The sequence below is a fragment of the Cupriavidus sp. 2KB_3 genome, from assembly GCF_052115685.1.
Taxonomy (GTDB): Bacteria; Pseudomonadota; Gammaproteobacteria; order Burkholderiales; family Burkholderiaceae; genus Cupriavidus; species Cupriavidus campinensis.
In genome coordinates, this window is record NZ_JBFRHD010000010.1 from 115,924 (window position 1) to 142,749 (window position 26,826).

General features: G+C 66.1%; 25 protein-coding genes. 17 read left to right on the top strand and 8 right to left on the bottom strand.

Annotated features, from left to right (window positions below; genetic code table 11):
* Positions 1–26 precede the first annotated feature (26 nt).
* From AB4120_RS13010 to AB4120_RS13020, 3 genes are all read left to right on the top strand, one after another.
* Entirely contained in the window at positions 27–1,331 is a 1,305-nt protein-coding gene (locus tag AB4120_RS13010; RefSeq protein ID WP_149135312.1) for a sulfate adenylyltransferase subunit 1, read from the top strand.
* A 39-nt stretch (positions 1,332–1,370) separates the two neighbouring features.
* Entirely contained in the window at positions 1,371–2,159 is a 789-nt protein-coding gene (gene cobA, locus AB4120_RS13015) for a uroporphyrinogen-III C-methyltransferase (RefSeq protein ID WP_441642334.1), read from the top strand.
* 188 nt (positions 2,160–2,347) lie between these two features.
* Positions 2,348–2,665 (top strand): hypothetical protein, encoded by a 318-nt coding sequence (locus AB4120_RS13020; RefSeq protein WP_149135314.1) that lies wholly within the window; start codon positions 2,348–2,350, stop codon positions 2,663–2,665.
* On the opposite strand, the gene AB4120_RS13025 is transcribed toward AB4120_RS13020, so the two are convergent.
* Positions 2,658–4,058: an aminotransferase-like domain-containing protein gene (locus AB4120_RS13025; RefSeq protein ID WP_441642335.1), complete on the bottom strand. Its 1,401-nt coding sequence runs from the start codon at positions 4,056–4,058 to the stop codon at positions 2,658–2,660. The genes AB4120_RS13020 and AB4120_RS13025 overlap by 8 nt on opposite strands.
* 102 nt (positions 4,059–4,160) lie before the next feature.
* Between AB4120_RS13025 and cyoA the strand changes: the two genes are divergently transcribed.
* Genes cyoA through cyoD form a run of 4 tightly spaced genes read left to right on the top strand, consistent with a single transcriptional unit; the run spans position 4,161 to position 8,159 of the window.
* Entirely contained in the window at positions 4,161–5,153 is a 993-nt protein-coding gene (gene cyoA, locus AB4120_RS13030; protein WP_441642336.1) for a ubiquinol oxidase subunit II, read from the top strand.
* Between the two features lie 5 nt (positions 5,154–5,158).
* Positions 5,159–7,135, top strand: coding sequence for a cytochrome o ubiquinol oxidase subunit I (cyoB, locus tag AB4120_RS13035; protein ID WP_149135317.1), 1,977 nt, complete (start codon positions 5,159–5,161; stop codon positions 7,133–7,135).
* A 2-nt stretch (positions 7,136–7,137) separates the two neighbouring features.
* A complete protein-coding gene (gene cyoC / locus AB4120_RS13040; protein ID WP_149135318.1) occupies positions 7,138–7,803 on the top strand; it encodes a cytochrome o ubiquinol oxidase subunit III in 666 nt (221 codons plus the stop codon).
* Complete coding sequence (cyoD, locus tag AB4120_RS13045; RefSeq protein ID WP_144197906.1) at positions 7,803–8,159, top strand: cytochrome o ubiquinol oxidase subunit IV; 357 nt, start codon at positions 7,803–7,805, stop codon at positions 8,157–8,159. Before cyoC ends, cyoD begins: the two co-directional genes overlap by 1 nt.
* A gap of 52 nt (positions 8,160–8,211) precedes the next feature.
* Here the strand turns inward: cyoD and AB4120_RS13050 are convergent, their stop codons facing one another.
* Genes AB4120_RS13050 through lptF form a run of 3 tightly spaced genes read right to left on the bottom strand, consistent with a single transcriptional unit; the run spans position 8,212 to position 10,903 of the window.
* Positions 8,212–8,616, bottom strand: a complete 405-nt coding sequence (locus tag AB4120_RS13050) for a sirohydrochlorin chelatase (RefSeq protein ID WP_441642337.1) — start codon at positions 8,614–8,616, stop codon at positions 8,212–8,214.
* Positions 8,617–8,621: 5 nt separating this feature from the next.
* Complete coding sequence (gene lptG / locus AB4120_RS13055) at positions 8,622–9,785, bottom strand: LPS export ABC transporter permease LptG (protein WP_149135320.1); 1,164 nt, start codon at positions 9,783–9,785, stop codon at positions 8,622–8,624.
* The gene (gene lptF / locus AB4120_RS13060) at positions 9,782–10,903 is read right to left on the bottom strand and encodes an LPS export ABC transporter permease LptF (protein WP_149135321.1); all 1,122 of its coding nucleotides are present in this window, start codon (positions 10,901–10,903) and stop codon (positions 9,782–9,784) included. The genes lptG and lptF overlap by 4 nt, the downstream gene beginning before the upstream one ends.
* Before the next feature lie 163 nt (positions 10,904–11,066).
* Here lptF and AB4120_RS13065 point away from each other — a divergent pair, with 163 nt between their 5' ends.
* From AB4120_RS13065 to AB4120_RS13075, 3 genes are read left to right on the top strand one after another with little or no spacing between them, the layout of a single operon-like run.
* On the top strand, positions 11,067–12,596 hold the full coding sequence (locus tag AB4120_RS13065; RefSeq protein ID WP_441642338.1) for a leucyl aminopeptidase: 1,530 nt from the start codon (positions 11,067–11,069) through the stop codon (positions 12,594–12,596).
* A gap of 21 nt (positions 12,597–12,617) precedes the next feature.
* Positions 12,618–13,055: a DNA polymerase III subunit chi gene (locus AB4120_RS13070; protein ID WP_441642339.1), complete on the top strand. Its 438-nt coding sequence runs from the start codon at positions 12,618–12,620 to the stop codon at positions 13,053–13,055.
* Positions 13,052–13,546 carry a hypothetical protein gene (locus AB4120_RS13075; RefSeq protein ID WP_149135323.1) on the top strand — a complete coding sequence of 165 codons (495 nt, stop codon included), beginning with the start codon at positions 13,052–13,054 and terminating at the stop codon, positions 13,544–13,546. Before AB4120_RS13070 ends, AB4120_RS13075 begins: the two co-directional genes overlap by 4 nt.
* A 90-nt stretch (positions 13,547–13,636) precedes the next feature.
* On the opposite strand, the gene ilvD is transcribed toward AB4120_RS13075, so the two are convergent.
* Positions 13,637–15,310: a dihydroxy-acid dehydratase gene (gene ilvD / locus AB4120_RS13080; RefSeq protein WP_144197913.1), complete on the bottom strand. Its 1,674-nt coding sequence runs from the start codon at positions 15,308–15,310 to the stop codon at positions 13,637–13,639.
* Positions 15,311–15,475: 165 nt separating this feature from the next.
* Here ilvD and AB4120_RS13085 point away from each other — a divergent pair, with 165 nt between their 5' ends.
* Entirely contained in the window at positions 15,476–16,453 is a 978-nt protein-coding gene (locus AB4120_RS13085; RefSeq protein ID WP_441642340.1) for a LysR family transcriptional regulator, read from the top strand.
* 69 nt (positions 16,454–16,522) lie between these two features.
* Positions 16,523–17,341, top strand: coding sequence for a prolipoprotein diacylglyceryl transferase (gene lgt / locus AB4120_RS13090; protein WP_144197915.1), 819 nt, complete (start codon positions 16,523–16,525; stop codon positions 17,339–17,341).
* 6 nt (positions 17,342–17,347) lie between these two features.
* Here lgt and AB4120_RS13095 read toward each other — a convergent pair whose 3' ends face one another.
* Both AB4120_RS13095 and AB4120_RS13100 read right to left on the bottom strand, forming a co-directional pair.
* A complete protein-coding gene (locus AB4120_RS13095; protein ID WP_441642341.1) occupies positions 17,348–18,367 on the bottom strand; it encodes a M48 family metallopeptidase in 1,020 nt (339 codons plus the stop codon).
* Between the two features lie 20 nt (positions 18,368–18,387).
* Complete coding sequence (locus AB4120_RS13100; RefSeq protein ID WP_149135327.1) at positions 18,388–19,476, bottom strand: YjgN family protein; 1,089 nt, start codon at positions 19,474–19,476, stop codon at positions 18,388–18,390.
* Between the two features lie 781 nt (positions 19,477–20,257).
* Here AB4120_RS13100 and AB4120_RS13105 point away from each other — a divergent pair.
* The 5 genes from AB4120_RS13105 (at position 20,258) to AB4120_RS13125 (ending at position 26,012) form a co-directional block, all read left to right on the top strand.
* Positions 20,258–20,986, top strand: coding sequence for a GntR family transcriptional regulator (locus tag AB4120_RS13105; RefSeq protein ID WP_441642342.1), 729 nt, complete (start codon positions 20,258–20,260; stop codon positions 20,984–20,986).
* A complete protein-coding gene (locus tag AB4120_RS13110) occupies positions 20,983–22,479 on the top strand; it encodes a malonyl-CoA decarboxylase domain-containing protein (protein WP_149135328.1) in 1,497 nt (498 codons plus the stop codon). The genes AB4120_RS13105 and AB4120_RS13110 overlap by 4 nt, the downstream gene beginning before the upstream one ends.
* Positions 22,480–22,575: 96 nt before the next feature.
* On the top strand, positions 22,576–23,586 hold the full coding sequence (locus AB4120_RS13115) for a Bug family tripartite tricarboxylate transporter substrate binding protein (protein WP_144197920.1): 1,011 nt from the start codon (positions 22,576–22,578) through the stop codon (positions 23,584–23,586).
* Complete coding sequence (locus AB4120_RS13120) at positions 23,586–24,368, top strand: enoyl-CoA hydratase/isomerase family protein (RefSeq protein WP_149135329.1); 783 nt, start codon at positions 23,586–23,588, stop codon at positions 24,366–24,368. Before AB4120_RS13115 ends, AB4120_RS13120 begins: the two co-directional genes overlap by 1 nt.
* Positions 24,369–24,458: 90 nt before the next feature.
* Entirely contained in the window at positions 24,459–26,012 is a 1,554-nt protein-coding gene (locus AB4120_RS13125) for a malonate--CoA ligase (RefSeq protein ID WP_149135330.1), read from the top strand.
* Positions 26,013–26,066: 54 nt separating this feature from the next.
* Here AB4120_RS13125 and AB4120_RS13130 read toward each other — a convergent pair whose 3' ends face one another.
* Positions 26,067–26,759 carry an SIMPL domain-containing protein gene (locus AB4120_RS13130; RefSeq protein WP_144197923.1) on the bottom strand — a complete coding sequence of 231 codons (693 nt, stop codon included), beginning with the start codon at positions 26,757–26,759 and terminating at the stop codon, positions 26,067–26,069.
* Between the last annotated feature and the right edge of the window lie 67 nt (positions 26,760–26,826).

Genomic DNA, 26,826 nt, shown 5'->3' on the forward strand with positions numbered 1-26,826 from the left:
GCCAAGGACCAGAGGGACCAAATATCATGACTCGACAAGCATCTCACCAGGGCCTGCTGCGCTTTATCACCGCGGGTTCCGTGGACGACGGCAAGAGCACGCTGATCGGCCGCCTGCTGTATGACAGCAAGGCTGTGCTCTCCGACCAGCTGACCGCGCTGGCCAACGCCAAGAACAAGCGCACCGCCGGCGAGCAGATCGATTTTTCGCTGCTGACCGACGGCCTGGAAGCCGAGCGCGAGCAGGGCATTACCATCGACGTGGCCTACCGCTACTTCTCCACCGCGCGCCGCAAGTTCATCATCGCCGACACGCCCGGCCACGAGCAGTACACCCGCAACATGGTGACCGGCGCCAGCACGGCGCACGCCGCCATCGTGCTGGTGGACGCCACGCGCGTGACCGTGCAGGACGGCCGCGCCGAGCTGCTGGCCCAGACCAAGCGCCACTCGGCCATCCTGAAGCTGCTGGAGATCCAGCACGTGATCGTGGCCATCAACAAGATGGACCTGGTCGAGTTCAGCGAACAGCGCTTCAACGAGATCCGCGCCGCCTACACCGAACTGGCCGCGCAACTGGGTCTGAAGGATGTGCGATATGTGCCGGTATCGGCGCTGCGTGGCGACAACATCGTCCACGCCAGCGAGGCGATGCCGTGGTATCAGGGCGAGCCGCTGTTGCCGCTGCTCGAGGCCCTCCCCGTGGAGGAGCCGGCCCCCGTGGGTGACGCCGCGCTGCGCTTCCCGGTGCAGTTGGTGATCCGCCAGGACGGCGCCCAATCGGACGATTTCCGGGGCTACGCGGGCCGCGTGGAAGCGGGCACCGTGCGCGTGGGCCAGAAGCTGCGCGTGCTGCCGGCCAACCGCGACGCCGTGGTGGCCGAAGTACTGACCCCGAACGGCGCGGCGGACGCGGCCAACGCGGGCGACACCGTGACGGTGCGCCTGTCGGAAGATGTCGATGTATCACGCGGTGACATGTTCGTGGCGGCCGATGCCGCGTCGGTCTCGGCCAAGAAGCTGCAGGCCGACCTGTGCTGGTTCGACGACGAATCGCTGAACCCGGCCCGCAAGTACGTGCTCAAGCACACCACGGCCAGCGTGTTCGCGCGCGTGTCGTCGGTGGATCGCGTGCTGGACGTGCACACGCTGTCGCACGAGACCGGCCGTCACGACATCCGCCTGAACGACATCGGCTCCGTGCAGATTTCGCTGCAGAAGCCGATCGTGTGCGACGCCTACGGCGATAATCCGGCGACGGGCGCGTTCGTGCTGATCGACGAAGCGACCAACCACACGGTGGCGGCGGGCATGATCCGTGCGTATAGCTGACATCGATATCGTCAGACGGCGAGCAGAACAGTGAGCGAGATGAACCCGCATCAAGACAAACGGACCGGACGCGTGACCCTGATTGGTGCAGGCCCCGGTGCGGCCGACCTCATTACGGTGCGTGGCGCACGCCTGCTGGGCGAGGCCCAGGTGGTGCTGCACGACGCGCTGGTGTCGCCCGAGATGCTGGCCTGGTGCCCCCAGGCGCAACTCGTGGAGGTGGGCAAGCGCTGCGGCCAGCGCAGCACCGCGCAGCTGTTCATCAATCGCCAGATCGTGGACCTGGCCACCAAGTACGAGCGCGTGGTCCGGCTCAAGGGCGGCGACCCGATGCTGTTCGGCCGCGCCGACGAGGAACTGCAGGCGCTGGAAGCGGCGGGCATCGAGTATGAGGTGGTGCCGGGCATCACGGCGGCGCTGGCGGCGGCTTCGGCCATCCGCAAGCCGCTGACCAAGCGCGGCGTCTCGCGCAGCGTGGCCTTCGCCACCCAGGCCAAGGCGGCCGATGCGGTGGACGTGGAAGCTGACGTCCGCGCCGATACCATCGTCTATTACATGGGCCGCGACCAGGCGGCCAACATCGCCGCCCAACTGATTGCCCACGGTAAGCCTGGCACGACGCCCGCGTGGGTGGTGGAAGCGGCCACCACCGCGAAACAGCGCAGCCACCAGTTCACGCTACGCCAGATGGCGGCCGGGGAGGCCGCAGCGTGGATGGACCCGGTGCAGCCGAGCCTGCTGATGATCGGCGAGGCCCTGGCGGACCGGGCGACGGAGGCGGTGGAAGAGGCCGGGACGGACGAACACCATCACGAACGCGCCGCCTGAATTGGCGGGGGCGGATGAAAAAGGCCAGAGCGATGCTCTGGCCTTTTTTTTGGTCATCGCCGATCACGAACCCAGTTTGCAAATCCGTACATCGACGCATAGTATACCGATATCGCTATCTTGAATGCATACAAGCAAATGAGTTGTATGGATTCGGGCATGCTCAGCCATCAAACTGGAGTGATGACGTGTTGTACCGTGGTACGAAGGATGAAACATTTGTACGTCAGGCGCTTAGCCAGGCGGACTATTCCTGCGGTAGATGGATCGCAAACCAGAGGTTCTTCGACAAGCCAGAAGACTCGGAATTGGATCCGCAGGCGAAAGCGGCAATCGTCATAGCCGTGGCCATTTACGTGGAAACTGCGCGGCTGGACCAGAATGAACTTCAAGGCGCGCTCGCCCTGCGGACGGTAGGGGAGGCGCATCGGCTTATCGACAGACTCCATCCCCTCACGTTCGGAGGCTGGAACGGATTGAGTGGGCTGAGCCGGCGTCTCAAATAACCTGAAACTCGTCGCGCACCGGCCTTCGCGCGAGAAGCCCTGACAGCTTCTTGAGCGCAAGCGACAACTGCCCGCGTTCGGCGACCCCCCCGAGCGAAATCCGGATCGCGCCTGGCGCGGACGTGCCGTCCGCAAAGGCGTCGGCGCCCGTCACGCGGAGATCTTCTGCACGCGCGGTCCGGGTGAAGTCTGCTGATGTCCAATAGCTCGGCAATGGATGCCAGATGTGAATTCCCAGGGCAGGATTGGCATCGAAGCCCGCCAACCATTGCCTGGCGATCTGCTGCCGCGCGTCAGCCTCCGCCCGAATGCCGTCGAGGAGCGTCTTCGCGGCACCATCGAGGATCCACTGCGTCGCGAGTGCCGTCGCCAGCGGCGACGCCATCAGCGTGATGGCCCGGAGTGCGGTCAGCATCGCGTTCTGAACTGCCGGATCCTTCACGACAACATAGGCGGTCCGCAACCCTGGGCTCAGACACTTCGATAGCGTCGATACGTAGGCGGTCTGCTGCGGAGCCAGTGTCGCGATGGGTGGGGGCGCGTCGGGCGTGAGCAGCCAGTAGGGGTCGTCTTCGATAATCAGGATGCCCTGCCGCTCAGCGACACGGGCGATGTCTCGACGCCGCGTCTCGGGCATCGTATGCGTCGTGGGGTTCTGTAGCGTCGGATTGAGGTAGACCAGCCGGACCCCTTCCGTCTGACATGCCGCTTCAAGGCTGTCTGGGCGCATGCCGTCGCCATCGACCGCAATCGTGACGATTCGCCTCCCGAGTTGCGATGCGGCGGCCCGTACCCCGGGATAGATCAAGGGCTCGGCGGCAATGGCGCCGCCGTGTTCCGTGCCAGCCATGATCAGGGCTGCCAGAGCCGTCTGGGCGCCGGGGCATGCCACTACGTCGTCTTCGGCTACCGGCCCCAGCATCGGCGCAAGCCACCGCGCGCCGGCGGACCGGTCGGTTGTGGTGCCGCCACCCAGGTGGTAGGTCATCAACAGTGCAGGATCCGCGCGCAGGGTGAGTTGTCCGATCCCCCGTCGCAGCATCTCGCCGACATCGATGCCGGGCGCCGGTGGCGGCACGTTCATGCTGAGATCCACCGCCTGGGACAGCTCGTAAGCCGGTAGCGCGACGAACGTCCCTTGAGAGCCGCGGGCGACGGTAAGACCGCGCCGGGCCGCCTCGTTCAGGCCACGGGTCACCGTCGTCAGGTCGACGTGGAACAGGGACGCGAGCTGTCTCTGCGAGGGCAGGCGGTCTCCTGGGGCAAGGCTGCCGTCTCGCATCGCCGCCTCGATCAGATCGGCGATCTGCAGATATCGCGAACCGCCTCCTTCCCGAAGTGGCCGGGCCCAGTCGGGCCGGGCGGGTGCCTCGCTCGGGCGTTGTTTCGACATCAAAATCTCTTGTATGGGCGTTGTCTTACATTAGCATGCCTCGCGGTTCGGGTAAATCCATACAACACCGGATAACCCGTTTTTCTTGCGAAGGTGGTTGTTATGCATGTGTGTGTGGCCGATACGCGGCGCGTCCGTCGGCGAAAGTCCCCCCGTTTCCTTTCTCCTGTTCTCTGGCGTTGGCTGATCCTCGCCGCCCTCCCGCTAAGTCTGGCCGGTTGTTCGTGGGATCTGCTCAATCCCAGCGGGTCCATCGGCGTGCAAACGCGCGATCTGATCGTGCTGGCCACGGCGCTGATGCTGATGGTGGTGATCCCCGTGATCATCCTTACGCTGGTGTTTGCGTGGCGGTATCGCGAAGGCAATACCAAGGCCGAGTACGCGCCACGCTGGTCGCACTCGACCAGGATTGAAGTGGTGGTGTGGGGTATCCCGTGCGTGATTGTGGCGCTGCTCGGCATCATCATCTGGGACACCACGCACAAGCTCGACCCGTTCCGCCCAATCGAATCGAAGGTGGTGCCGCTGGAAGTGGATGTGGTGGCGCTCGACTGGAAGTGGCTGTTCATCTATCCGCAATACGGCGTGGCATCGCTGAACGAGCTGCCCGTGCCGGTCGGGACGCCGATCAACTTCCGCATCACGGCCGAATCGACCATGAACGCGCTGTTCATCCCGCGCCTGGGCAGCATGGTCTACGCAATGGCCGGCATGCAGACAAAGCTGCATCTGATTGCCGACGAGCCTGGCGTGTTCGATGGCCGGTCCGCCGCGTATAGCGGCTCCGGCTTCTCGGACATGCATTTCCGCACCGTCGCCACGTCGCGTGTCGAATTCGATGCATGGATCGCGCGTGCCCGGGCATCGGGCCACACGCTTGACGAACAGACCTACCGCAAGCTGGAGCAACCGAGCAGCAAGGACCCCGTCACGCTCTACGCCAAGGTGGACCCGCGTCTGTTCCAGGGCGTGGTGGACCAGTACATGGCCAGCAATGGCGAAATCTGCCGCGCTGACAGCCCGGTGACCATCAGCGCCATTGCCGGCGCCAACATGCCGCCGCTCCCGGCGCAGCAGCAGACCCTGGAGCGCTAATCATCATGCTTGGAAAACTCTCTCTCGACGCCATCCCCCTGCACGAGCCCATCATCATGGGCACGCTGGTGGTGGTGCTGCTGGGCGGCGCCGCGCTGCTAGGCGCCATTACGTACTACAACAAATGGTCCTACCTCTGGAAAGAGTGGATCTGCTCCGTCGACCACAAGCGCATCGGCGTGATGTACATCATCCTGGCGCTGGTCATGCTGCTGCGCGGCTTTGCGGATGCCATCATGATGCGCACCCAGCAGGCCATCGCCGTCGGTGAGGCAGCCGGCTACCTGCCCCCGCATCACTACGACCAGATCTTTACCGCGCATGGCGTGATCATGATCTTCTTCGTGGCTACGCCGTTCATCCTCGGTTTGATGAACGTGATTGTGCCGCTGCAACTCGGCGCGCGCGACGTGGCTTTCCCGTTCGTGAACTCGCTGAGTTTCTGGATGTCGGCGATGGGCGCGGTGCTGGTCATGATGTCGATGTTCGTCGGCGATTTTGCAGCCACGGGGTGGGTCGCCTATCCGCCCTTGAGCGGGCTCGGCTACAGCCCCACGGTGGGCGTCGACTACTACATCTGGTCACTGCAGATATCAGGGCTGGGCACCACGCTGACCGGCATCAACTTCATCGTCACGATCCTGCGCATGCGCGCGCCGGGCCTGAACCTGATGAAGATGCCGGTGTTCACGTGGACCGCGCTGATCACCAACATACTGATTGTCGCCATCTTCCCGGTGCTGACCGCCACGCTGGCGCTGCTGGCCGCCGATCGCTACCTGGACATGCACTTCTTTACCAGCGAGCTTGGCGGCAACGCGATGATGTACGTGAACCTGATCTGGATCTGGGGCCACCCGGAGGTCTACGTGCTGATCCTGCCGTGCTTTGGCGCGTTCTCGGAGATCATCGCCACGTTCTCGCGCAAGCCGCTGTTTGGTTACTCGTCGATGGTGTATGCCACATCGTCGATCGGTGTCCTGTCGTTCTTCGTCTGGCTGCACCACTTCTTCACGATGGGCTCCGGCGCCAGCGTCAATGCCTTCTTCGGCATCATGACGTCGATCATCTCCATTCCGACCGGCGTGAAGCTGTTCAACTGGCTGTTCACGATGTACCGCGGACGCATCCGCTTCCATTCGTCGACGCTGTGGACAATTGGCTTCATGGTGACGTTTGCCGTGGGCGGCATGACCGGCGTGCTGCTGGCCGTGCCGGGCGCGGACTTCGTGCTGCACAACAGCCTGTTCCTGATTGCCCACTTCCATAACGTGATCATCGGCGGCGTGGTGTTTGGCTGCCTGGCCGCGATGACGTTCTGGTTCCCGAAAGTGTTCGGCTTCACGCTGAACGAGTTCTGGGGCAAGGTCGCGTTCTGGTGCTGGCTGATCGGCTTCTACCTGGCGTTCATGCCGCTGTACGCGCTGGGCCTGCAAGGCATGACGCGCCGCATGAACCACTACGACAACCCCGAATGGCAGCCGTACCTGATCGTTGCACTGGTTGGTGCGGTGGTCATCGGCTGCGGCATCCTGGCGATCCTGTGGCAGCTGTTCGTCAGCGTGCGCGACCGGAACGAGAACCGCGACCTGACCGGCGATCCATGGGATGGCCGGAGTCTGGAGTGGGCTACCGCCTCGCCGGCGCCGTTCTACAACTTTGCGCACGTACCGCGCATCACGTCGCTGGAACAGCATTGGGATGACAAGGAAGCGGGCCGCGCCTACCTGGCGCCTGCCGCGTACGAAGACATCCATATGCCGCGCAATACGTCGGCGGGTTTCATCGTATCGGTGTTCGGGCTGGTGCTGTGCTTTGGCCTGGTCTGGCACATCTGGTGGATGGCGGGCTTTGGCCTGGCCGCGATGATCTTCACTTTCATCGCCCGCGCCTATGACCGTGACGTGGACTACTACGTCCCTGCCGCCGAAGTGGAGCGCATCGAGCGCGCCCGCTTTGCGCAACTGAAAGGGGCCAACTGATCATGACGACGACCTTGAAACTGCGCGCCGAGGCCGCGCAGGCACCGCATCACGAGACTCACGCCGCGCATGCGCATGACGACGATCACGCGCATCACGCCGAACACGCGCAGGGCAGCCTCAAGCTTGGTTTCTGGCTGTACCTGATGAGTGACTGCCTGATCTTCGCCTCGCTGTTCGCGACGTTTGGCGTGCTTGTCAATGGCACAGCCGGGGGCCCGACTGGACGCGAGCTGTTCGATCTGCGCTTCGTGCTCGGCGAAACGATGCTCCTGCTGACCAGCAGCCTGACCTTCGGCGTGGCGATGCTGAAGGTACGGAACGGCAAGGGCAACCCCAACGAAGTCATCCGCTGGATGGTGCTGACATTCGCGCTCGGCGCCGCCTTCGTCGGCATGGAGATCTTCGAGTTTCACGAACTGCTGCACGAGGGCGCAGGCCCGAACCGCAGCGCCTATCTGTCGGCGTTCTTCATGCTCGTGGGCACGCACGGCCTGCACGTCAGTGCCGGGCTGCTCTGGATCATCGTGATGGTCAACCAGGTGCAGGTGTTCGGTCTCGATGGCATCGTGCGTCGCCGCCTGGCCTGCCTGAGCCTGTTCTGGCACTTCCTGGACCTGGTCTGGATTGGCGTTTTTACCATTGTCTACCTGCGGGAGTTCCTGTGATGGCCAACCAACCACATGCGCATGAGGATGACCATGGCAGCCTGCGCAGCCACCTGACCGGCTACGTACTCTCGCTGGTGCTGACGTTCATCTCGTTCGGTGCGGTGATGGGCAAGCTGTTGCCGCCGCGCGCGGGGCTGCTGATGATCGTGACGCTGTGTATCGTCCAGTTGCTGGTGCAGCTGGTGTTCTTCCTGCACCTGGGTCCGCGCAAGGGCCAACGTGGCAACACGGCCATCTTTGCGTGTACCGTATTCCTGATCGCCATTGTCGTAGCGGGGTCGTTGTGGGTCATGCACAACGCCAACCTGAACATGATGCCGATGCAGTCGGTGCCTGTTGGCAGCAATCGATAGACTGCAGGCAACTGACACGTCCATCGGTGAAGCTGATGGACGTGTCTTCAGATCATTCCCCTATTGGCGACTGCCGCGATGGTGTTGTTGCCACCGCCCCCACGCAGTACGCCGCAATCGCGTCCAGCACGCTCTCGGCCTCGCCCACCGCCGCGGCGCAGCCAATCCGCATCGCCGGATATTGCTCCCGGCATTGATCGATCAGCGCCGGCAGGTCGCGGCGGATGTGGCCGCCCTGGCCGAAGAACACCGGTACGACGGTGACTTCCTCCACGCCGGTGCTGGCCAGTTCGCCCAGCGCCACGGGCAGCGACGGCTCCATCAGTTCCAGGAACGCCAGCCGCACGGCGGTGTCCGGCAGCAGGGCGGTCAGCTTGGTCTGCAAGCGGTCGAACGGTTCGCGCCAGCGCGCGTCGCGCGCGCCGTGGGCGAAGAGGACCATGCCGGTGGTGGCCATGGCCGTCAATGCCGGTCCACCCAGCGCAGGGCGCTCAGCGCCAGTGCCAGGTAGAGCGTGCCGGGGACGAGCGCCGAGACGATCGGCGGCCAGGTGTGCAGCAGGCCGACGTGCGAGAACAGCGTGTTCGACAGATGGAACGACAGCCCCAGCATGATGCCGCCGAACACCTTCACGCCCACCGCACCGGCACGCGCGTGCAGGTACGCGAACGGCAGCGCCAGCGCCACCATCACGAACAGCGTCAGCGGATAGACCACCTTCTTCCAGAAGGCGATCTCGTAGCGCTGCGTGTCCTGCTTGTTGTCGCGCAGATGGCGGATATAGCGGAACAGGTCGAGCGTGGACATCCGCTCCGGCGTGACCAGCAGCACTGACAGGATCTGCGGCGTCAGCTCCGAATGCATCACCATGTTCGGGAACTTGGCCTGCTCGGCACGGAAGTCCGGCGCCAGGGCGTCACGCTGGGCGCCGTCAGGGTGGGGCAGTTCGATGAAGCGGGTCTCGTTGACGTCATTGAGCTGCCACGCCTGGCCGCCCTGGTAGCGGCCTTCCTTGGCAACGCGGATCACGCGCAGGCGGTATTGCTGGTCGAATTCGTAGATGGTGATGTCGCTGATGCTCTGGTCCGGCTTCAGTCCCTGCACGTTGACGAAGCGGGTGACCTCGCCGCCCGCGCCTTCGGGCGTGTTGTCCTTGTCGCGGTCCTTGACCCAGACGCCGGAGCGGAAGCCTGCGGACACCGTGGCGCCAATCGCCTCCAGCTTCACCTTCTGGGCGTACTGCTCGGCCGCCGGTCCGATGAATTCGCCGAAGATGAAGGTGACGATGGCCAGCGGCACGGCCAGCTTGAACAGCGAGAACAGCGCCTGGCGCGTGTTCAGGCCGGCCACGCGGAAGATCGTGTATTCCGACTGGCTGGCCAGCTGCGAGAAGACGTAGATCGCACTGATCAGCACCGCGATCGGCAGCACTTCATACACCCGGGTGGGCGCTTCCAGCATGACGTGGAAGAACGCCACCAGCGAGGTGTAGCCGCCCTGCACGCTCTCCAGTTCATTGAGCAAGTCGAAGAACACGAACAGCGAGAGCACCGCGAAGAGGATGAACGCGAACACGCCATAGATCAGGCGGCCGAAATACCGCTCGTAGACCTGGAGGATCCTCATGCCCGGCTCCCCTTGGTGTCCTTGCGGCGCATGCCGAACACGGCGCGCCAGCCGCCCAGGCTGCGGTTCTGCCGGTATCGGAACATGCCCACGGCACCGAGGAAGGCCACCAGGTGGATCGGCCAGAGCGCCATCCAGAACGAAAGTGTCCCCGAGCGCACCCAGGCCTGCGCCAGGTTGATCATGTTGCTGTAGGTCAGGTAGATCAGCACGGCGAAGACGAGCGGCGTATAGCGGCCCAGGCGCGGGTTCACGTACGCGAGCGGGATGGCGATCATCACGAAATTGAAGGCGAGGATCGGCAGCGAGACACGCCAGAGCAGTTCGCCCAGGTTCTCACGGGTGGGATTGCGGATCAGGTCGAGCGTGTCGCGGGACTTGGGCGGGATGTCGCTCTCGCTCTCGGGCGGCTTGTTGTCCACCTTGACGGCATAGCGGTCGAATTCCAGGATGCGGTAGTCGAGCTGGCCCGGCGTGCCGGCGTAGCGCCGCCCGTGCTCCATCACCACCAGGCGGTCGCCGTTCGGCATGGTCTGGAACTGGCCCTGGTGGGACAGCGCCACGCCGATCTTGCCCGCCTCGGCGTTGGCCACGAAGACATTGCGCGCGTACTTCATGTCCGCGTCGATCCCTTCGATGAACAGCACATAGTTGCCGTTGGCCGGCTCGATGAAACGGCCCGAGGCGATCATCGACAGCACGCCGCGCTGCTGGAAGCGGTCGCGGAACAGGCTGCTCTGCTGGTTGGCCCACGGCCACGCGAACATGCCCAGCAGCAGCGCCATGACAAAGAACGGCGCGGCGAACTGGAGTACCGGCTTGATCAGGTCGCGCAGGGAGATACCTGCCGAGAACCACACCACCATCTCGGAGTCCTTGTACCAGCGGGTCAGGACGATCAGCGTGGAGATGAACAGCGTGGCCGACAGCAGGATCGAGAGGTAGCCGATCGTGGCCAGGCCGATCAGCATCAGCACGTCATTGGGGCTGGCCTTGCCATTGGCGGCCATCCCCAGGATGCGGATCACGAGCGACGTGAGCATGAAAGTCAGCATCACCAGGAACACCGCGCCGGCGGTGTAGGCGAGCTCGCGTCGCAGGGCTTGTTGAAAAATCATGCGGAATCGCTTCCGGCTGCCGGCCGGAGCGGGCGATGTACCGGGGGCCGAGGGACTGGCAGGACCGCGGGCTGTCAGCGTGGCGGATCGGCGGCGGCAGATCGCGGATGAAAATCGCGGATAATGGGGCCTTTCTTTTCGACGAGCCCCTGAAGGAAGCGCGATGGAATTTAGCACAAAAGCCCTGGATTGGAGCAAAGCCGGCCAAAATGGTTTCCTGGCCACGAAGACCGACTGCCTGGTGGTTGGCCTGTTCGAGGGCCAGAGCCTGGCGGGCGTGGCCAAGGCACTGGATGTCGCCACCAAGGGGCTGGTGGCGCGTCTGGTCAAGCAGGGCGACTTCGAAGGCAAGCGCGGCACCCAGCTGATGCTGCACGAAGTGGCCGGGATTGGCGCCGCCCGCGTGCTGCTGGTGGGCCTGGGCAAGGAAGCCGAGTTCTCGGACAAGGCCTTCGTGGAGGCCGTGCGTACCGCCGTGCGTGCGCTGTCCGGCACGCGCACCGCGTCCGCCCTCTGGTGCCTGGCCCAGCAGCCGCCGGCCCTGCGCGACGTGGCCTGGGCCGTGATCACCACCATCACACTGGTGCGTGACGCCGGCTACCGCCTGCTGGAGCGCCATCCGGAACTCAAGCGCCCGCCCAAGGGCGTGGGCGCCGACAAGCCGTCGCTGCGCAAGATCGTGCTGGCCGTGGACGCCGCCGACGCCAAGCAGGCCACCCAGGCCGTGGTGCGCGGCACCGCCATCGCCAACGGCATGGAGCTGACCCGCGACCTCGGCAACCTGCCGTCGAACATCTGCACCCCGACCTACCTGGCCAATACCGCGCGGGCCATGGCCAAGCGCCACAAGCTCAAGGCCGAGATCCTGGGCCGCAAGCAGATCGAGGCCCTGAACATGGGCGCTTTCCTGGCGGTGACCAAGGGCAGCGTCGAGCCGCCGCAGTTCATCGTGCTGCGCTACGACGGCGCCGCCGCCAAGCAGGCCCCGGTGGTGCTGGTGGGCAAGGGCATCACCTTCGATACCGGCGGCATCTCGCTGAAGCCGGGCGAGGGCATGGACGAGATGAAGTACGACATGTGCGGCGCCGCCTCGGTGCTCGGCACGATCCAGGCCGTGGCCGAAATGGGCCTGAAGATCAACGTCGTGGCCGTGGTCCCGACCTGCGAGAACATGCCCAGCGGCATCGCTGCCAAGCCGGGCGACGTAGTGACCAGCATGTCCGGCCAGACCATCGAGATCCTGAATACGGACGCCGAAGGCCGCCTGATCCTGTGCGATGCGCTGACCTATGTGGAACGCTTCAAGCCCGCCGCCGTGGTGGACGTGGCCACGCTGACCGGCGCCTGCATCATCGCGCTCGGCCACGTGAACAGCGGCCTCTACGCCCGTAACGACCTGCTGGCCGACCAACTGCTCGACGCCGGCCGCAAGGCCATGGACACCGCCTGGCGCATGCCGCTGGACGATGACTACCAGGACCAGCTCAAGTCGAACTTTGCGGACATGGCCAATATCGGCGGCCGCCCGGCGGGCAGCGTCACGGCGGCCTGCTTCCTGGCGCGCTACACGGAAAAGTACGACTGGGCTCACCTGGATATCGCCGGCACGGCCTGGAAGAGCGGGGCGGCCAAGGGCGCCACCGGTCGTCCGGTACCGCTGCTGACGCAGTTCCTGATGGATCGCGCGTCGTAATCGACGGAAAAGGCAGCCGGGATGACGCGCATCGACTTCCACAGCAACGTGCCGGACACGCTGGCCTACGTCTGCCGCCTGGTTCGCAAGGCGTACGGCGCGGGCCAGAAGGTGGTGGTCTACGGCACGGCGCAGCAGCTGACGCAGCTCGATGCGCGGCTGTGGACGTTCTCGCCGCTCGACTTCCTGCCGCATTGCGGGCTGGACAGCCCCAACGCGGCGGTGACGCCGATCATCCTGGCCGCCACGCTCGAGGGCGTGTCGCATCACCAGATCCTCGTCAACCTGTCGCCCGAGGCTCCGGCGCAGTTCGCCAGCTTTGAGCGGCTGATCGAGGTGGTGGGGGCCGGCGAGGCCGAACGCGCCGCCGGGCGCGACCGTTACCGTTTCTATCGTGAGCGCGGCTATCCGCTCACCCACCACGACATTGGCCAGTCCGCCAAGGGAGAATCCGCATGAGTGAACGTACCACCTCGCGGGTGATTCCGCGGCTGGGCCCGAACGACAGCGTGCCGTTGCTGACCGAGGTCGTGGACCTGCCCGACCTGCCGGAGAGCGCCTTCGCGCCGCCGGGGCCCGCCTCGGCAGGCGTCGGCACGGTCATCGACACGGCAAACATGCCCGAGTCGGGCCTGGTGTCGTCGGTGGGGGATACCGAGGGTGGGGTGGAGGACGATCCGGAAGCGCCGATGATCGACCCGGTGCCCTTCCTGCCAGGCGAGGATGACCTGCGCGCGGTGCGCTCGGAATTGCTGACGCGCGTGATGATGCGTTTCCGCACCGAGTGGCCGCAGGTGGTGGAAGCCCATACCGAAGCCACGCTGCAATCGCGGCTGGCCCCGCTGACCGCGCAACTGGCCAGCGAGCTGACGCAGGCGCTGGAGGCGAGGCTGGTGGAATGGCTGGATGCGACGCTCGAGGAGATCGAGCGCGATCCGGGCGGGATGTAGCAGGGAAAGCAGGGAAAGCAGAGAATTTTCCCCTCTCCCACAGGCGGCAGAGGGGAGAGGGGAGAGGGGAGTCGGAGACCCCCAACAGGGTCAGTCCGTCACGGCGCCCTTGCTGGCCGTCGAGGCCAGTTTCGAGAACTTCGCCAGCACGCCACGCGTGTAGCGCGGCGCCGGCTGCTGCCACGTGGCGCGGCGCTTGGCCAGTTCCTCATCGGACACGTTCAGTTGCAGCTTCAGCTGGTGCGCGTCGATCGTGATCGAATCGCCTTCCTTCACCAGCGCGATGGTGCCGCCCACGAACGCCTCGGGCGCCACGTGACCCACCACCATGCCCCAGGTACCGCCCGAGAACCGGCCGTCGGTGATGAAGCCCACCGACTCGCCCAGCCCCTTGCCGATGATGGCCGAGGTCGGTGCCAGCATTTCCGGCATGCCCGGGCCGCCCTTCGGGCCCAGGTAGCGCAGCACCAGGATGTCGCCGGCGTTGATCTTGTCGGCCAGGATGGCGTCCATCGCGCTCTGCTCGTCCTCGAACACGCGTGCCGGGCCGGTGATGACCGGGTTCTTCAGGCCGGTGATCTTGGCCACCGCGCCTTCTTCGGCCAGATTGCCCTTCAGGATGGCCAGGTGGCCCTGCTCGTACAGCGCCTTGTCGAGCGGCAGGATCACGTCCTGGTCCGCGCGCGGCTGGTCGGGCACGCCTTCCAGTTCCTCGGCCAGCGTGCGGCCGGTGATGGTCAGGCAGTCGCCATGCAGCAGGCCGGCGTTCAGCAGCAGCTTCATGACCTGCGGAATGCCGCCCGCGCGGTGCAGGTCGGTGGCCACGTACTGGCCCGACGGCTTCAGGTTGCAGATCACCGGCACGCGGCGGCGGATGCGCTCGAAGTCGTCGATGGTCCACTCCACCTCGGCCGAGTGCGCGATGGCCAGGTAGTGCAGCACCGCGTTGGTCGAGCCGCCGGTGGCCATGATCAGCGTCACGGCGTTCTCGATCGACTTGCGCGTGATGATGTCGCGCGGCTTGATGTCCTTCTTGATCGCCTCGACCAGCACGCGCGCCGATTCCGCGGCGCTGTCCACCTTTTCCTGATCCGGGTTGGCCATCGTCGACGAGTACAGCAGGGACATGCCCAGTGCCTCGAACGACGAGCTCATGGTGTTGGCCGTGTACATGCCGCCGCACGAGCCCGTGGACGGGCAGGCGTTCTTCTCCACGCCCTCGAAGTCTTCCTGGCTCATGCGGCCGGCGGTGAATTCGCCCACGGCTTCGAACGACGACACGATGGTCAGGTCCTTGCCCTTCCAGTTGCCCGGCTTGATGGTGCCGCCGTAGACGTAGATGCCCGGCACGTTGGTGCGCGCCAGCGCGATCATGCCGCCCGGCATGTTCTTGTCGCAGCCGCCGATCACGACCACGCCGTCCATCCACTGGCCCTGGGCCGCGGTCTCGATACAGTCAGCGATCACTTCGCGCGAGATCAGCGAGTACTTCATGCCCTCGGTGCCCATCGACATGCCGTCCGAGATGGTCGGCGTGCCGAAGATCTGCGGGTTGGCGTCGGACGCCTTGATGGCTTCCACGGCCGCATCGGCCAGGCGCTGCAGGCCGGCGTTGCAGGGGGTGATGGTCGAATGGCCATTGGCGATGCCCACCATCGGCTTGTCGAAGTCTTCCTTCTGGTAGCCGAGCGCGTAGTACATCGAACGATTGGGGGAGCGCGCCACGCCTTGCGTGATGTGCTTCGAGCGTTTGTTGAATGCCATGGTGGGGGTCTCTCCGGGGAGTTTGCGGCGGGCTTGGACGTGGGCCATGCCACGGCCTGCCGTGTTTGTGGCCTGAAGAATGCCGCCTGCGTAGTATCATGTCAAATATATTATTTGACCTGTATTGAGTCGAAAAACATATCACAGCGACGACCGGGAGCGTGCGTGGATCTGCGGCAACTGCGGTATTTCGTAACAGTGGCGGAAGAGTTGCATTTCGGCCGCGCGGCACGGCGGCTGGCCATGACCCAGCCGCCTCTCTCGCAACAGATCCAGGCGCTGGAGGAGGAGATCGGCGTGCAGCTGTTCGCGCGCACGCGCCGGTCCGTGACGCTCACGCCCACCGGCCAGCAGTGGCTGCCCGAGGTGCGCCGCGTGCTGGCGGATGCCGCCGCGCTGCCCGGGCTGGCCCAGCGGCTGGCGCGGGGCGAGGTGGGCTCGCTGGTGCTGGCCTTCGTCAGCACGGCCGACTACGGCATCCTGCCCGAGCTGCTGCGGCATTTCCGCGCCCGGCACCCCGAAGTGCAACTGCAACTGCGCGAAGCCACCAGCGACGTCCAGCTGGAGGCGCTGGCCGAGGGGGCCATCGACGCGGGCCTGGTCATCCGTCCGCAGCTGGCCGTGATGCCGCACGGGCTCTCTTACCTGCCGCTGGTGCGCGAGCAGCTGGTGCTGGCCGTGCCCGATGGCTGGCGGCCCCCCAGTCTCGCCGCCGATGCTCCCGCGCCAACCGAGATCGCCCTGCGCGACGCCGCGCACGAGCCGCTGATCATCTTCCCGCGCCGTAGCGCGCCCGCGTTTTATGACATCATTACGGGCTACTATGCGCGGGACGGCCTGACGCCGGCGATTGCCCAGGAGGCCATCCAGATGCAGACCATCGTGAGCCTGGTATCGGCTGGCATGGGCGTGGCGCTGGTGCCTGAATCGCTGTGCAACCTGCGGCGCACGGGCGTGTCCTACCTGACGCTGCGCGATGCCGGCCCGCTGATCGAGACCGGCCTGGTCTGGCGCGAAGGCGCCGCCGGGCCTTCGGCCGGGCAATCGGGGATGGCGCCGGTGCTGCGGTCGTTCATCGACATCGCAGCCGGGCTGGCCACCGCCATCGGCCTGTCGCAGGACGATGGCATCAAGGCAGCATGACCCAGACGGCATCACCCCAGAACCGGCGCGCCGCGCATCCGCACACTATATAAATACCTCTCCTCCGCCATGCTCGTTCATCCGCAATTCGACCCGGTCGCGATTCACCTGGGCCCGCTGGCCATCCGCTGGTACGGCCTGATGTACCTGGCCGGCTTCATCATGTTCCTGTGGTTCGGCCGCCTGCGCGTGCGCCAGCCGCATATCGCCGCGCGCGGCTGGGCCACGCGCGACCTCGACGATATGCTGTTCTACGGCGTGCTCGGCGTGATCCTGGGCGGGCGGCTGGGCTATGTGCTGTTCTACAAGCCGACCTACTACCTCACGCATCCGCTCGAGATCTTCAAGGTCTGGGAAGGCGGCATGGCGTTCCACGGCGGCTTCCTCGGCGTGGTCGTGGCGATGTGGGTGTTTGGCAAGGTACGGCGCCGGCACTGGCTGGAAGTGACCGATTTCATCGCGCCGATGATCCCGTGCGGGCTGGCCGCCGGCCGCATCGGCAACTTCATCAACGGCGAACTCTGGGGCCGACCGACCGACCTGCCGTGGGGGATGATCTTCCCGCAGGCCGGCGACAACATCCCGCGCCATCCGTCGCAGCTTTACCAGTTCGCCCTGGAAGGCGTGGCGCTGTTCATCATCCTGTGGCTGTTCTCGCGTAAGCCGCGCCCGATGGGCGCGGTGTCCGGCGCGTTCCTGATCGGCTACGGCGGCTTCCGCTTCCTGGCCGAGTTCGCGCGCGAGCCCGACACCTTCCTCGGCCTGCTGGCGCTGAATTTCTCGATGGGCCAGTGGCTGAGCCTGCCGATGGTGCTGGCCGGCGTGCTGATGATGGTCTGGGCCTATCGGCGGCAGGGCAACGGCGCCGCGGCTGGCGCGGCGCGCTGATCGCCGTCAGTTCCCGGCGCCCCGGATGGCCTCGATCCGCTCGCGCGTGAGCGGGTGGGTCGAGAAGAAGCTGGCATCGTCCTCGGACTTGTCCGAAGGCTTGCCGCCATGGGCGCCTTCCAGCCTGGCCAGCACATCGGCAAGGGCGGAGACCGGCAAGCGGTTCCGCTGCATCACCTCCACCGCGTAGGCGTCCGCCTCGCGCTCATGGTCACGGGAATAGCGCATGGTCAGCATCGCGGCTGGCACCGTGGCGAGCACCGTCGAAAAATCCCCGAAGAAGTACGCCGCCAGCGCGCCCACGGCCGACGCCTGGATCACCTGCTGCAGGCCGTGGCGCTGCACCACGTGGCCGGCCTCGTGCGCCAGCACGCCCATCATGCCGGCGCCGGTGCCGATCAGGGCCACCAGTTCGTCCGTGACCACGATGGTGCCGCCCGGCAGGGCCAGCGCGTTCGCGCCGAGCCGGCCGCCGTGGCGGAACAGCAGTTGGTAGGCGTGGTCCGGATCGTCGGGGCGGCGCAGCGCGGCGAAGTTGTCGCGAATCCGTTGCTGATCGGCGGCGGGCAGCTGGCTTGGCGTCACGAGGCCGTGGTCGAGGCTGTCGAGCGTGGCCTGGCCCAGTTGCCCCTCGATGGACGCCGGCACGGTTGCCGCCAGCAGGCCGGCGCTCCACGGCAGCAGGTAGAAATAGGCGGCCAGCACGAAGGCCACCATCCCCAGCAGCGCGAGCCCCGTGAGCCGCCAGCTGTTCTGCGCGCGCGACACCCAGCCCTCGCGGTGGCCGGTGCTGGCCAGCATGGCCTCGAAGGTGGCGTGGTCGGCCACCTCGCAGTACGCGCCGTCATCGAAGGTCACCAGGCGCGGCGCACGCTTGTTGCGCTCGGAGACCCGCAGCGAGGCCAGCGGCGCGCGGCGCACCTCCTCGCCTTGGGCATCGTGCAGGATGGCCAGCCCGCCCTGCACGATCAGCACGACGGGGTGGGCGCGCGACGAGCGCGTGTCGAAATACCGGGCCGCTACCATGGCAATGCTCCGCGTCGCGCTCAGAGCGCGATGTCGATGTCGTACCAGTCCACGGCGGCGTCGCCCAGCGCGCTGACCTGCTCGGCTTCACCGGCCACGTAGGCGTCCAGTGGCCCGGCGGCGAACATCGTCACCGATTCCACGCGGTAGCGGGTGGAGCGGACTTTCGCGAAAGGCAGGAACAGGCCGCAGGTGAGGGCGATGGCGATCCAGTTCGTGAGGGTGATGAAGATCATGCGGCCCGCGCCCACGCGGCTCTCGAAGCGGTGCGGGGCCAGCGTGGTGTGGCTCCAGACCAGGTTCTGGAGCTTGGCCGTGAAGTAGGGGCCGGTCAGCATGAGGCCGAAGTAGGTGAACGCGACCGTTCCGCCGAGCACGATTGCCACGCCGCCTTTCGTACCGGCGCCGGCCGGGATGGCGATGGCGCTGAGCACGGCGCCCACGATCATGAACAGCGCCGTCACCATGCCCGTACGCAGGTACACGCCATAGAAGTGACTGGACGTTGCATCGAACGCGAACGGTGCCGTGCCAAAGCGCGTGTGATTGTGCTGGTAGTGCTTGAAGCGCTGGTGCGCCAGCGGCGCCAGCAGGCCGAGCGTCAGCATCGACAGGATCGGCCACAGCAGGAACACCTTGTAGGCTTCCCTGTCGCCGCCGGTGAAGGCGAAGCGCAGTCCACGATAGCTCGAATTCGCCATGCGGAAGCGCAGCGAGCGCACCAGCAGGAACGGCCACACCGCGCCAAAGACCACGGCGAACACCAGCGGCAGCACCGGGCTCACCGCGCCGCTGAACTGGACCACCATGGCCAGCACCAGCACGATGGCGCGGCCCTTGAGGATCGCACCCGGCTTGCCGTGGTAGTCGAACGCGGCGTCATCGAGCCGCGTGTTGCGGTAGAAATACTGGAGCGTGCGGACCTTGGCCCAGGCGGAGTAGATGCCGAGCGTGAGCACCGTGAGCAGCGCGTTGACGATCCAGATACGGAAGTATTCCGAGCCCGATCCGGTGAACGAGAGCCGCAGCGGTGCCGGTGGCGGTGGGGTATGCCCCAGATCCGATGATCCCGCACCGATGAAGTGCTCGCCCTTGTGATCCCATGCCATGTTTGACCTCCCTGGTCGTCGGGGCGTTGTGGGTCGGCATTATGGCGCCCACCGCCCTCGTTTCATATTTGCAACCGATTTGCCCAGGCCTTTCGTGCGCTGTGCGGCACATTGTGGCACTGCGGTGACGGCTGTCCATCACAAAACGCGGGAATAGACGGGTCAGAGAGTGTTGGTTCGCCAACGGCCCTCGTAACGATGGAGAAACATCCTGTTACATGCTCGATGAAATGTAACAAGTCGCCAATCGTCCACCTCAATTAAATCAACGGCTTAGCGTGGATGGCACGGTATTCGCTTCATGACTTGTTACAAGAAGACGGGTGGCATGGCGAAGCTGCCCGCGGCGATGGACCGAGGGAGGACATCGACCGGATGACACGCCACGCAGCAGAAAAGCAACGGGAAAGTCCGCGTCCCAACGGGGCGCTTCAGCGGGGGCAGGCGCGGACCAGCGCCAGGTAGCAATTCTGGTCCACGCACGTCGGCACGAACGCCGGCAAGCGATGAGATGTCCGACGGCGGTTCTTTCAGGCGCGGACGATTTCCCCGGCAGGGAGGCCTGGGGAGATCGTCCGCCGCACCTCTTTGTGCTCCGCGAACTCCTGCAATATTCCTGCAAAACGGCTTGCGAGGCTTGCGCGCCACGCCTTCTGTGGCTTTCCGCAATGCAGCATCGAAACCGCTTGCCACGCTGTCGGCACTCTCCATAATTATGAATTATTGCGGCGCATACGCCGCGTGGGCAGTCTTCCCCGGCATCCCCGGGACCGGAGGCATCGTGCGAATCATCCGGCAGGCGCTGTACCTCGAAGTGGCAGACCGTTTGCGGGCGATGATCGACGATCACACGCTGATGCCCGGCGCATGGATTGACGAGGTGGCGCTGGCCGCCTCGCTCGGCACCTCGCGCACGCCGTTGCGCGAGGCGCTCAAGGTGCTCGCGGCCGAAGGGCTGGTGCGGCTGGAGCCCCGGCGCGGCTGCTTTGTCAACGCGCTGACCGAGCAGGATCTCGATGAGATCTTTCCGCTGATGGCGCTACTGGAAGGCCGCTGCGCCTACGAGGCCGCGCGCAACGTCTCGCAGGCCGATCTCGACGCGCTGGAGGGCCTGCACGCCGACCTCGCGCGCTACGCCCAGGCCGGCGACATCGACGCCTATTACGAAACCAACTACCAGATTCACGAGGCGCTCCAGCGCCTGGCCGGCAACCGCTGGCTGTCCGGCGTGGTCAGCGACCTGCGTAAGGTGCTGCGCCTGTCGCGCCACAAGAGCCTGAAGCTGCCGGGCCGGATTCACGAATCGTGCGCCGAGCACATGTCGGTGTTTTCCGCGCTCAAGGCGCACGACCCGGAAGGGGCGGAGGCGCTGATGAAGACCCACGTGCTGCGCCAGCGCGGCGCGCTGCGGGCACTGGATCGCGCCGATCCGGCCCCGGAGCCGGCCGGGCCAGCTGACAACGCCGCCGCCCCCGTTCTTCGCAACGTTCTCGCCGCAGGAGTCTCATGAGCGCCCTCGATCCCGCCGAACAGAAAGTCAGCGCCCCGCTGGAAGCCACGGAACCGGTCGGCGATACCTTGCTGTCGCGCTTTGGCCGCTGGTGGAGCCGCAAGGGCGACGCCGAAGCGGCCCCGGCCAAGCGGTCCAAGGCGGAGGAGGGCGACGCCCCGGCGCTGTCCACGCGCGCGATGAAGCGCCAGCGCGAGCAGCTTCGCCCTTGTTTCGATGCCCGGCTGACCGATGGCGCCGCCAACGCCGCCGCGCAGGCGTGGCAGGCCGAGTACGAGGCCGCGTCGGAGCCGGTGCGCCAGGCGATGCTGACCGTGCTGGCCGAAGTGGCCGCCGGTGCCGATGGCCTTGGCGCGAAATCCGGCACGCATTCGGGAACACAAGCGGGAACACAAGCGGGATCGCACTCGGGATCGCATTCGGGCGCCCAGTCGGGCGCGGCGTCCGGGCTGTCGCAGGCGCTGTCCAACGCGCGCATCCGCTTCTTCAAGCGGTTGGCCGCGCACCACGGCAAGAGCGACAACAGCGCGTGCGGCCTGCACTTCCTGATCCAGTTGCGCGCGGACATGCTCCGCTGGCACAAGCGCGTGCCGGGCCTGCGCGTGCTCGACGAAGACCTGGAGGCGCTGTTCTCGAACTGGTTCGATGTGGGCCTGCTCGAGTTGCAACCCATCACCTGGGACTCGCCCGCCTCGCTGCTGGAAAAGCTGATCCGCTACGAGGCCGTGCACGAGATTGCCTCGTGGACCGACCTGCGCAACCGGCTCGACTCGGACCGCCGCTGCTACGCGTTCTTCCACCCGCGCATGCCGCGCGAGCCCCTGATCTTCGTCGAGGTGGCCTTCGTGCCCGAGATGGCGGCCAATGTGCAGGCGCTGCTCGACGAAGCCGCGCCGCTGGAAGACCTGCGCCGGGTCAAGTGGGCCATCTTCTATTCGATCTCGAACACGCAGGCCGGGCTGCGCGGCGTGAGCTTCGGCAATTTCCTCTTGAAGCGGGTCATCGAGGAGTTGCAGCGCGAGTTCCCCAAGCTGAAGCAGTTCGCCACGCTGTCTCCGCTGCCCGGGTTTGCCGACTGGCTGCGCAAGCAGCACGGCGAGGCCATCGCGACGATCCTGGGCGAGAAGCGCCTGGCGCGCTGGACCGAGCGCCACGGCGCGCCGCCTACGGATGGCGCCGGCTGGCTGGCCGCGCTGCCCGCTGACGCGCCGGACCCCGTAGTGCGTGATACCGCGCTGACGCTGGCCGCGCACTACCTCGTGCGCGAAGGCGCGCCGGGGCAGCCGGCGGACCCCGTGGCGCGCTTCCACCTGGGCAACGGCGCCTGCGTGGAGCGGCTGAACTGGGCTGCCGACCTGTCGCGAAAAGGCCGCGCCCAGTCATGCGGCATGATGGTGAATTATCTTTACGTGCCGGAGGCGCTGGATGACAATCTGGCACGCCTTGGCGATGGCAATCCCCGCATGAGCCGTGCGGTGGGCAAGCTGCTGTGACCCCTGGGTCGGGCACGGATGGCGCCGGGCAATCTTGTCGGGTGAATGTAGTACTTCGATTGACTTTCCGCAGCAAGTAGAGAGAGGAGACAGTACATGAATCGTCGTCAGTTCCATCTGACCGCGTGCGCGCGTGCGTTCGCGGTTGTGGCGGGTGTTGCCGCCGCGTCGGCAGGGTCGATGTATGCGCCGGCCGCCCTGGCCGATACGTGGCCGAGCAAGCCGGTCACCGTGATCGTGCCGTTCCCCGCCGGCGGCGGCACCGATGCCTTCGCGCGTCCGCTGACCGCCCAGTTGTCCAAGCAGCTCGGCAAGCAGTTCGTGATCGACAACCGTGGCGGCGCGGGCGGCACCGTGGGCGCCAGCATCGCCGCCAAGGCCGCGCCGGATGGCTACACCATCTTCATCGGCGGCGCGCACCATGCCATCGCCCCGTCGTTCTACAAGAAGCTCGATTACGACATCGAGAAGGATTTCATCCCCGTCACCGTGATTGCCCAGCCGCCGCAGGTGGTGGTGGTGAATCCGACCAAGGTGCAGGCCAACACGCTCAAGGAGCTGATTGCCTACGCCAAGGCCAATCCGGGCAAGCTGAACTACGGCTCGGCCGGCAATGGTTCCTCGCACCATCTGGCGGGCGAGCTGTTCAAGCTGCAGACGCAGACCTTCATCACGCACATCCCCTACAAGGGTGCGGGTCCGGCGCTGTCGGACCTGATCGCCGGCCAGGTGGACATGCTGTTCGACGGCCTGGGTTCGTCGGCGCAACACATCCGCGCGGGCCGCATCAAGGCGCTGGCGGTGGCGTCGAACAAGCGCTCGCCGGCTTTCCCGAACGTGCCGACGGCGGCCGAGGCGGGCGTGCCGAACTACGAGGTTTCCACGTGGTATGCGCTCTGGGCGCCGAAGGGCACGCCGAAGGAAGTGATCGACCGGCTCTACACCGAGACCACCAAGGCGCTGAACTCGCCGGAAATGAAGCAGGTCTGGCTCCAGAACGGCTCGGAGACGCCGGCGTTCACGCCTGAACAGTTCGCCACGTTCCAGCATGCCGAGATCAAGCGCTGGGCCGAGGTGGTGCAGCGCTCCGGCGCCAAGATCGACTGATGGGCGGCACCGTCACGTTCGCGCGGGACGGCGCCGTGGCCACGGTCACGCTGTCGCATCCGGGCAAGCTCAACGCGATCTCGACCAGCATGTGGCAGGCGCTGACCACGGGCTTCGCGGAGCTGGCGGCGGATACGTCGCTGCGCTGCGTGGTGGTGCGGGGCGCCGAGGGCAATTTTGCCGCCGGCGCCGACATCGCCGAATTTCCGGTCGTGCGGGGCGACGAGGCGTCGGTGCGCCGCTACCACACGGAGATCCTCGCCCCGGCGCTGGCGGCCATCGCCACGTGCCCGCATCCGACGCTGGCGATGATCGAGGGTGTCTGCGTGGGCGGCGGGCTGGAAATTGCCTGCCACTGTGACTTGCGCATCGCCGCGGCGGGCAGCCGCTTCGGCGTGCCGATCAACCGGCTGGGTTTCCCGATGGCGCCCGGCGAACTGGGCGGGCTCCTGGCGCTGGCCGGGCGCGCCGTCACGCTGGAAATCCTGCTGGAAGGCCGCGTGTTCGATGCGGCCGAGGCCGAGCGCAAGGGCCTGCTCACGCGCGTGGTGGCCGAGTCCGCGCTCCAGGACGAGGTGGCCGCCACGGTGCAGCGCCTCTGCGCTGGCGCACCGCTGGCCGCCCGGATCAACAAGGCGACGATCCGTCGCCTGTCGCCCGATCCCGCGCCGCTTACGGCGGCCGAGATCGACGCGCATTTCGCCTACGCCGGCAGCCGCGATCACGCCGAGGGCGTGGCCGCCTTCCTGGCGCACCGGCGGCCCGAGTTCACCGGGGAGTAAGATGGCGGCCGGCCGGCACGTCCGCGTGCCGGTTTCGCCACCGTAATCCCGTCTTATTCGCCGGCATCCTATTTCCTTCGATTCCGTACCATGAACGCCAATCTGTTCGCCCTGTTCGAATCCCGCTTTCCCGTCGACCGCAGCGCGTGCTGCATCGAGACCCATGACGGGCTGTACTACAGCTGGGATGACCTGGACCGCGCCACCGCCAAGATCGCCAACCTGCTTGCCGCGCTGAAGCTGCCGGCCGGCGCGCGCGTGGCCGTGCAGGTGGAGAAGTCGCCCGAGGCGCTGTTCCTGTACCTGGCCACGCTGCGCGCGGGCTACGTGTACCTGCCGCTGAACACCGCGTACCAGGAATCGGAAATCGATTATTTCGTGGGCAATGCCGAGCCCGCCGTGGTGGTCTGCGGCAGCAAGAACTTCGGCTGGGTGTCGAAGGTGGCGTTCCGCCACAACACCGCGCACGTGTTCACGCTGGATGAGGACCGCAGCGGCTCGCTGCTGGCCCGCGCGGCCGCCCAGCCGGACACCTTCGAGACCGTGACGAAGGGCGACGATGACCTCGCGGCCATCCTCTATACCTCCGGCACCACGGGCCGCAGCAAGGGCGCGATGCTGACGCACCGCAACCTGGCCTCCAATGCCCAGACGCTGCACGAGTACTGGGGCTGGCGCAGCGACGACGTGCTGCTGCACATGCTGCCCATCTTCCACGTGCACGGGCTGTTCGTGGCCTCCCACGGCGCGCTGCTGGCCGGGGCCAAGATGATCTGGGCGCCCAAGCTCGACATGGCGCAGATTCTTGCCTTCCTGCCGCGCGCGACGGTGATGATGGGCGTGCCGACCTACTACGTGCGCATGCTGCAGGAGCCGCGCTTCAACCGCGAGGTGTGCCGCAACATGCGGCTGTTCGTGTCCGGCTCGGCGCCGCTGCTGCTGGAGACGTTCGACGGCTTCCGCGAGCGCACCGGCCACACCATCCTGGAGCGCTACGGCATGAGCGAGACCGTGATGCTGGTCTCGAACCCGTACGATCCCAAGCTCGGCGAGCGCATCGGCGGCACGGTGGGCATGCCGCTGCCGGGCGTGTCGGTGCGCGTGATGGACGGCGAGGGCAACTCCTGCAAGCCGGGCGCGATCGGCAATGTGGAGGTCAAGGGCCCGAACGTGTTCAAGGGCTACTGGCGCATGCCGGAGAAGACCGCCGAGGAATTCACCGCCGACGGCTGGTTCAAGACCGGCGACGTGGGCCGCTTCGGCGGTGCCATCGTCAGCCAGGCCGGCGAGCGCAAGGTGCCGGACAACTACCTGACGATCGTGGGCCGCAGCAAGGACCTGATCATCTCGGGCGGCTACAACGTCTATCCGAAGGAAATCGAGAGCTTTATCGACGAACTGCCGGGCGTGGTGGAATCGGCCGTGATCGGCGTGCCGCATGCCGATTTCGGCGAGGCCGTGGTGGCCGTGGTGGTGCGCAAGCCGGGGGTGGAGATCGACGAGGCGGGGATGATTGGCACGCTGCGTGGGCGCATCGCCAACTTCAAGGTGCCCAAGCGCGTGCACGTGGTGGACGAGCTGCCGCGTAACACGATGGGCAAGGTGCAGAAGAACGTGCTGCGGGAGCAGTTCGCCGCGCTGTGATGGATTTCCCCCTCGCCTTGTAGAAACGGGGGAGGGGGAAGCCGGACTGGCTGGTTACTTCACCATCTGCACCGACCCATTGACCGACACGGTCACATGGGCCTTGCCACCTTCCATCGGGATCGGCGCGCCGGCATCGGCGGACATCGCCTTGGCGGCATACATGCGCGGCGTCGGCGGCACCACGCCGCCGCTGTCATTCATCGACACTTCACGAATCGTATAACCGCTATAGCCGAACAGCTTGGTGCTGACCTGGGCCTTGTCGCGGAATGCCGACACGGCTTGCTCGGCCAGCTTGGCCTCGGTGGCCTGGCGTGCCTCGCGCGAGAGCGAGAAGGCAACGTTCTGCACCTGCATCTGGTTGGCCAGTTCCCCGGCCAGCTTCGACACCGCCGCGAAATCCTTCGACTTCAGGATCACTTCCGAGCGCCCGCGCCACGTGCTGATGCGGCCGTTGCGGTCCGTGCTCGGATGGATCGTGAAGCCGCCCGACTGGGCCTCCACACCCGAAGTGCGCTTGGCCTGCGCCAGCACGGCCTGCGTGCGCGCCGACAGCGCCGACGAGATGGCCGACGGCTCGGCGCCTTCCTGTTCCGCGGCCAGCGTCAGTTGCACCACGTCGGTAGGTACTTCGGTGACCGCCTCGGCGGACAGCGACAGCACGCCGGCGGGCGGCGGCAGGGTCTGGGCCGATGCCACGGCAGCCGTGGTAGTCAGCAGAGAGGCCGCAAGCAGATGCTTCATGTTTTGTTCTCCCGATCAAAGTGATGGCTTTCAGACGCCTTTCCGCGCACTTCGTTCCGTGCGCGGA

What these genes read in the sequence shown, in the direction of transcription:
- AB4120_RS13010 (WP_149135312.1), top strand. Translation starts at nt 27, where the DNA reads ATGACTCGACAAGCATCTCACCAGGGCCTGCTGCGCTTTATCACCGCG.
- cobA (WP_441642334.1), top strand. Translation starts at nt 1,371, where the DNA reads ATGAACCCGCATCAAGACAAACGGACCGGACGCGTGACCCTGATTGGT.
- AB4120_RS13025 (WP_441642335.1), bottom strand. Translation starts at nt 4,058, where the DNA reads ATGTCGAAACAACGCCCGAGCGAGGCACCCGCCCGGCCCGACTGGGCC.
- cyoA (WP_441642336.1), top strand. Translation starts at nt 4,161, where the DNA reads ATGCATGTGTGTGTGGCCGATACGCGGCGCGTCCGTCGGCGAAAGTCC.
- cyoB (WP_149135317.1), top strand. Translation starts at nt 5,159, where the DNA reads ATGCTTGGAAAACTCTCTCTCGACGCCATCCCCCTGCACGAGCCCATC.
- cyoC (WP_149135318.1), top strand. Translation starts at nt 7,138, where the DNA reads ATGACGACGACCTTGAAACTGCGCGCCGAGGCCGCGCAGGCACCGCAT.
- cyoD (WP_144197906.1), top strand. Translation starts at nt 7,803, where the DNA reads ATGGCCAACCAACCACATGCGCATGAGGATGACCATGGCAGCCTGCGC.
- AB4120_RS13050 (WP_441642337.1), bottom strand. Translation starts at nt 8,616, where the DNA reads ATGGCCACCACCGGCATGGTCCTCTTCGCCCACGGCGCGCGCGACGCG.
- lptG (WP_149135320.1), bottom strand. Translation starts at nt 9,785, where the DNA reads ATGAGGATCCTCCAGGTCTACGAGCGGTATTTCGGCCGCCTGATCTAT.
- lptF (WP_149135321.1), bottom strand. Translation starts at nt 10,903, where the DNA reads ATGATTTTTCAACAAGCCCTGCGACGCGAGCTCGCCTACACCGCCGGC.
- AB4120_RS13065 (WP_441642338.1), top strand. Translation starts at nt 11,067, where the DNA reads ATGGAATTTAGCACAAAAGCCCTGGATTGGAGCAAAGCCGGCCAAAAT.
- AB4120_RS13070 (WP_441642339.1), top strand. Translation starts at nt 12,618, where the DNA reads ATGACGCGCATCGACTTCCACAGCAACGTGCCGGACACGCTGGCCTAC.
- AB4120_RS13075 (WP_149135323.1), top strand. Translation starts at nt 13,052, where the DNA reads ATGAGTGAACGTACCACCTCGCGGGTGATTCCGCGGCTGGGCCCGAAC.
- ilvD (WP_144197913.1), bottom strand. Translation starts at nt 15,310, where the DNA reads ATGGCATTCAACAAACGCTCGAAGCACATCACGCAAGGCGTGGCGCGC.
- lgt (WP_144197915.1), top strand. Translation starts at nt 16,523, where the DNA reads ATGCTCGTTCATCCGCAATTCGACCCGGTCGCGATTCACCTGGGCCCG.
- AB4120_RS13095 (WP_441642341.1), bottom strand. Translation starts at nt 18,367, where the DNA reads ATGGTAGCGGCCCGGTATTTCGACACGCGCTCGTCGCGCGCCCACCCC.
- AB4120_RS13100 (WP_149135327.1), bottom strand. Translation starts at nt 19,476, where the DNA reads ATGGCATGGGATCACAAGGGCGAGCACTTCATCGGTGCGGGATCATCG.
- AB4120_RS13110 (WP_149135328.1), top strand. Translation starts at nt 20,983, where the DNA reads ATGAGCGCCCTCGATCCCGCCGAACAGAAAGTCAGCGCCCCGCTGGAA.
- AB4120_RS13115 (WP_144197920.1), top strand. Translation starts at nt 22,576, where the DNA reads ATGAATCGTCGTCAGTTCCATCTGACCGCGTGCGCGCGTGCGTTCGCG.
- AB4120_RS13120 (WP_149135329.1), top strand. Translation starts at nt 23,586, where the DNA reads ATGGGCGGCACCGTCACGTTCGCGCGGGACGGCGCCGTGGCCACGGTC.
- AB4120_RS13125 (WP_149135330.1), top strand. Translation starts at nt 24,459, where the DNA reads ATGAACGCCAATCTGTTCGCCCTGTTCGAATCCCGCTTTCCCGTCGAC.
- AB4120_RS13130 (WP_144197923.1), bottom strand. Translation starts at nt 26,759, where the DNA reads ATGAAGCATCTGCTTGCGGCCTCTCTGCTGACTACCACGGCTGCCGTG.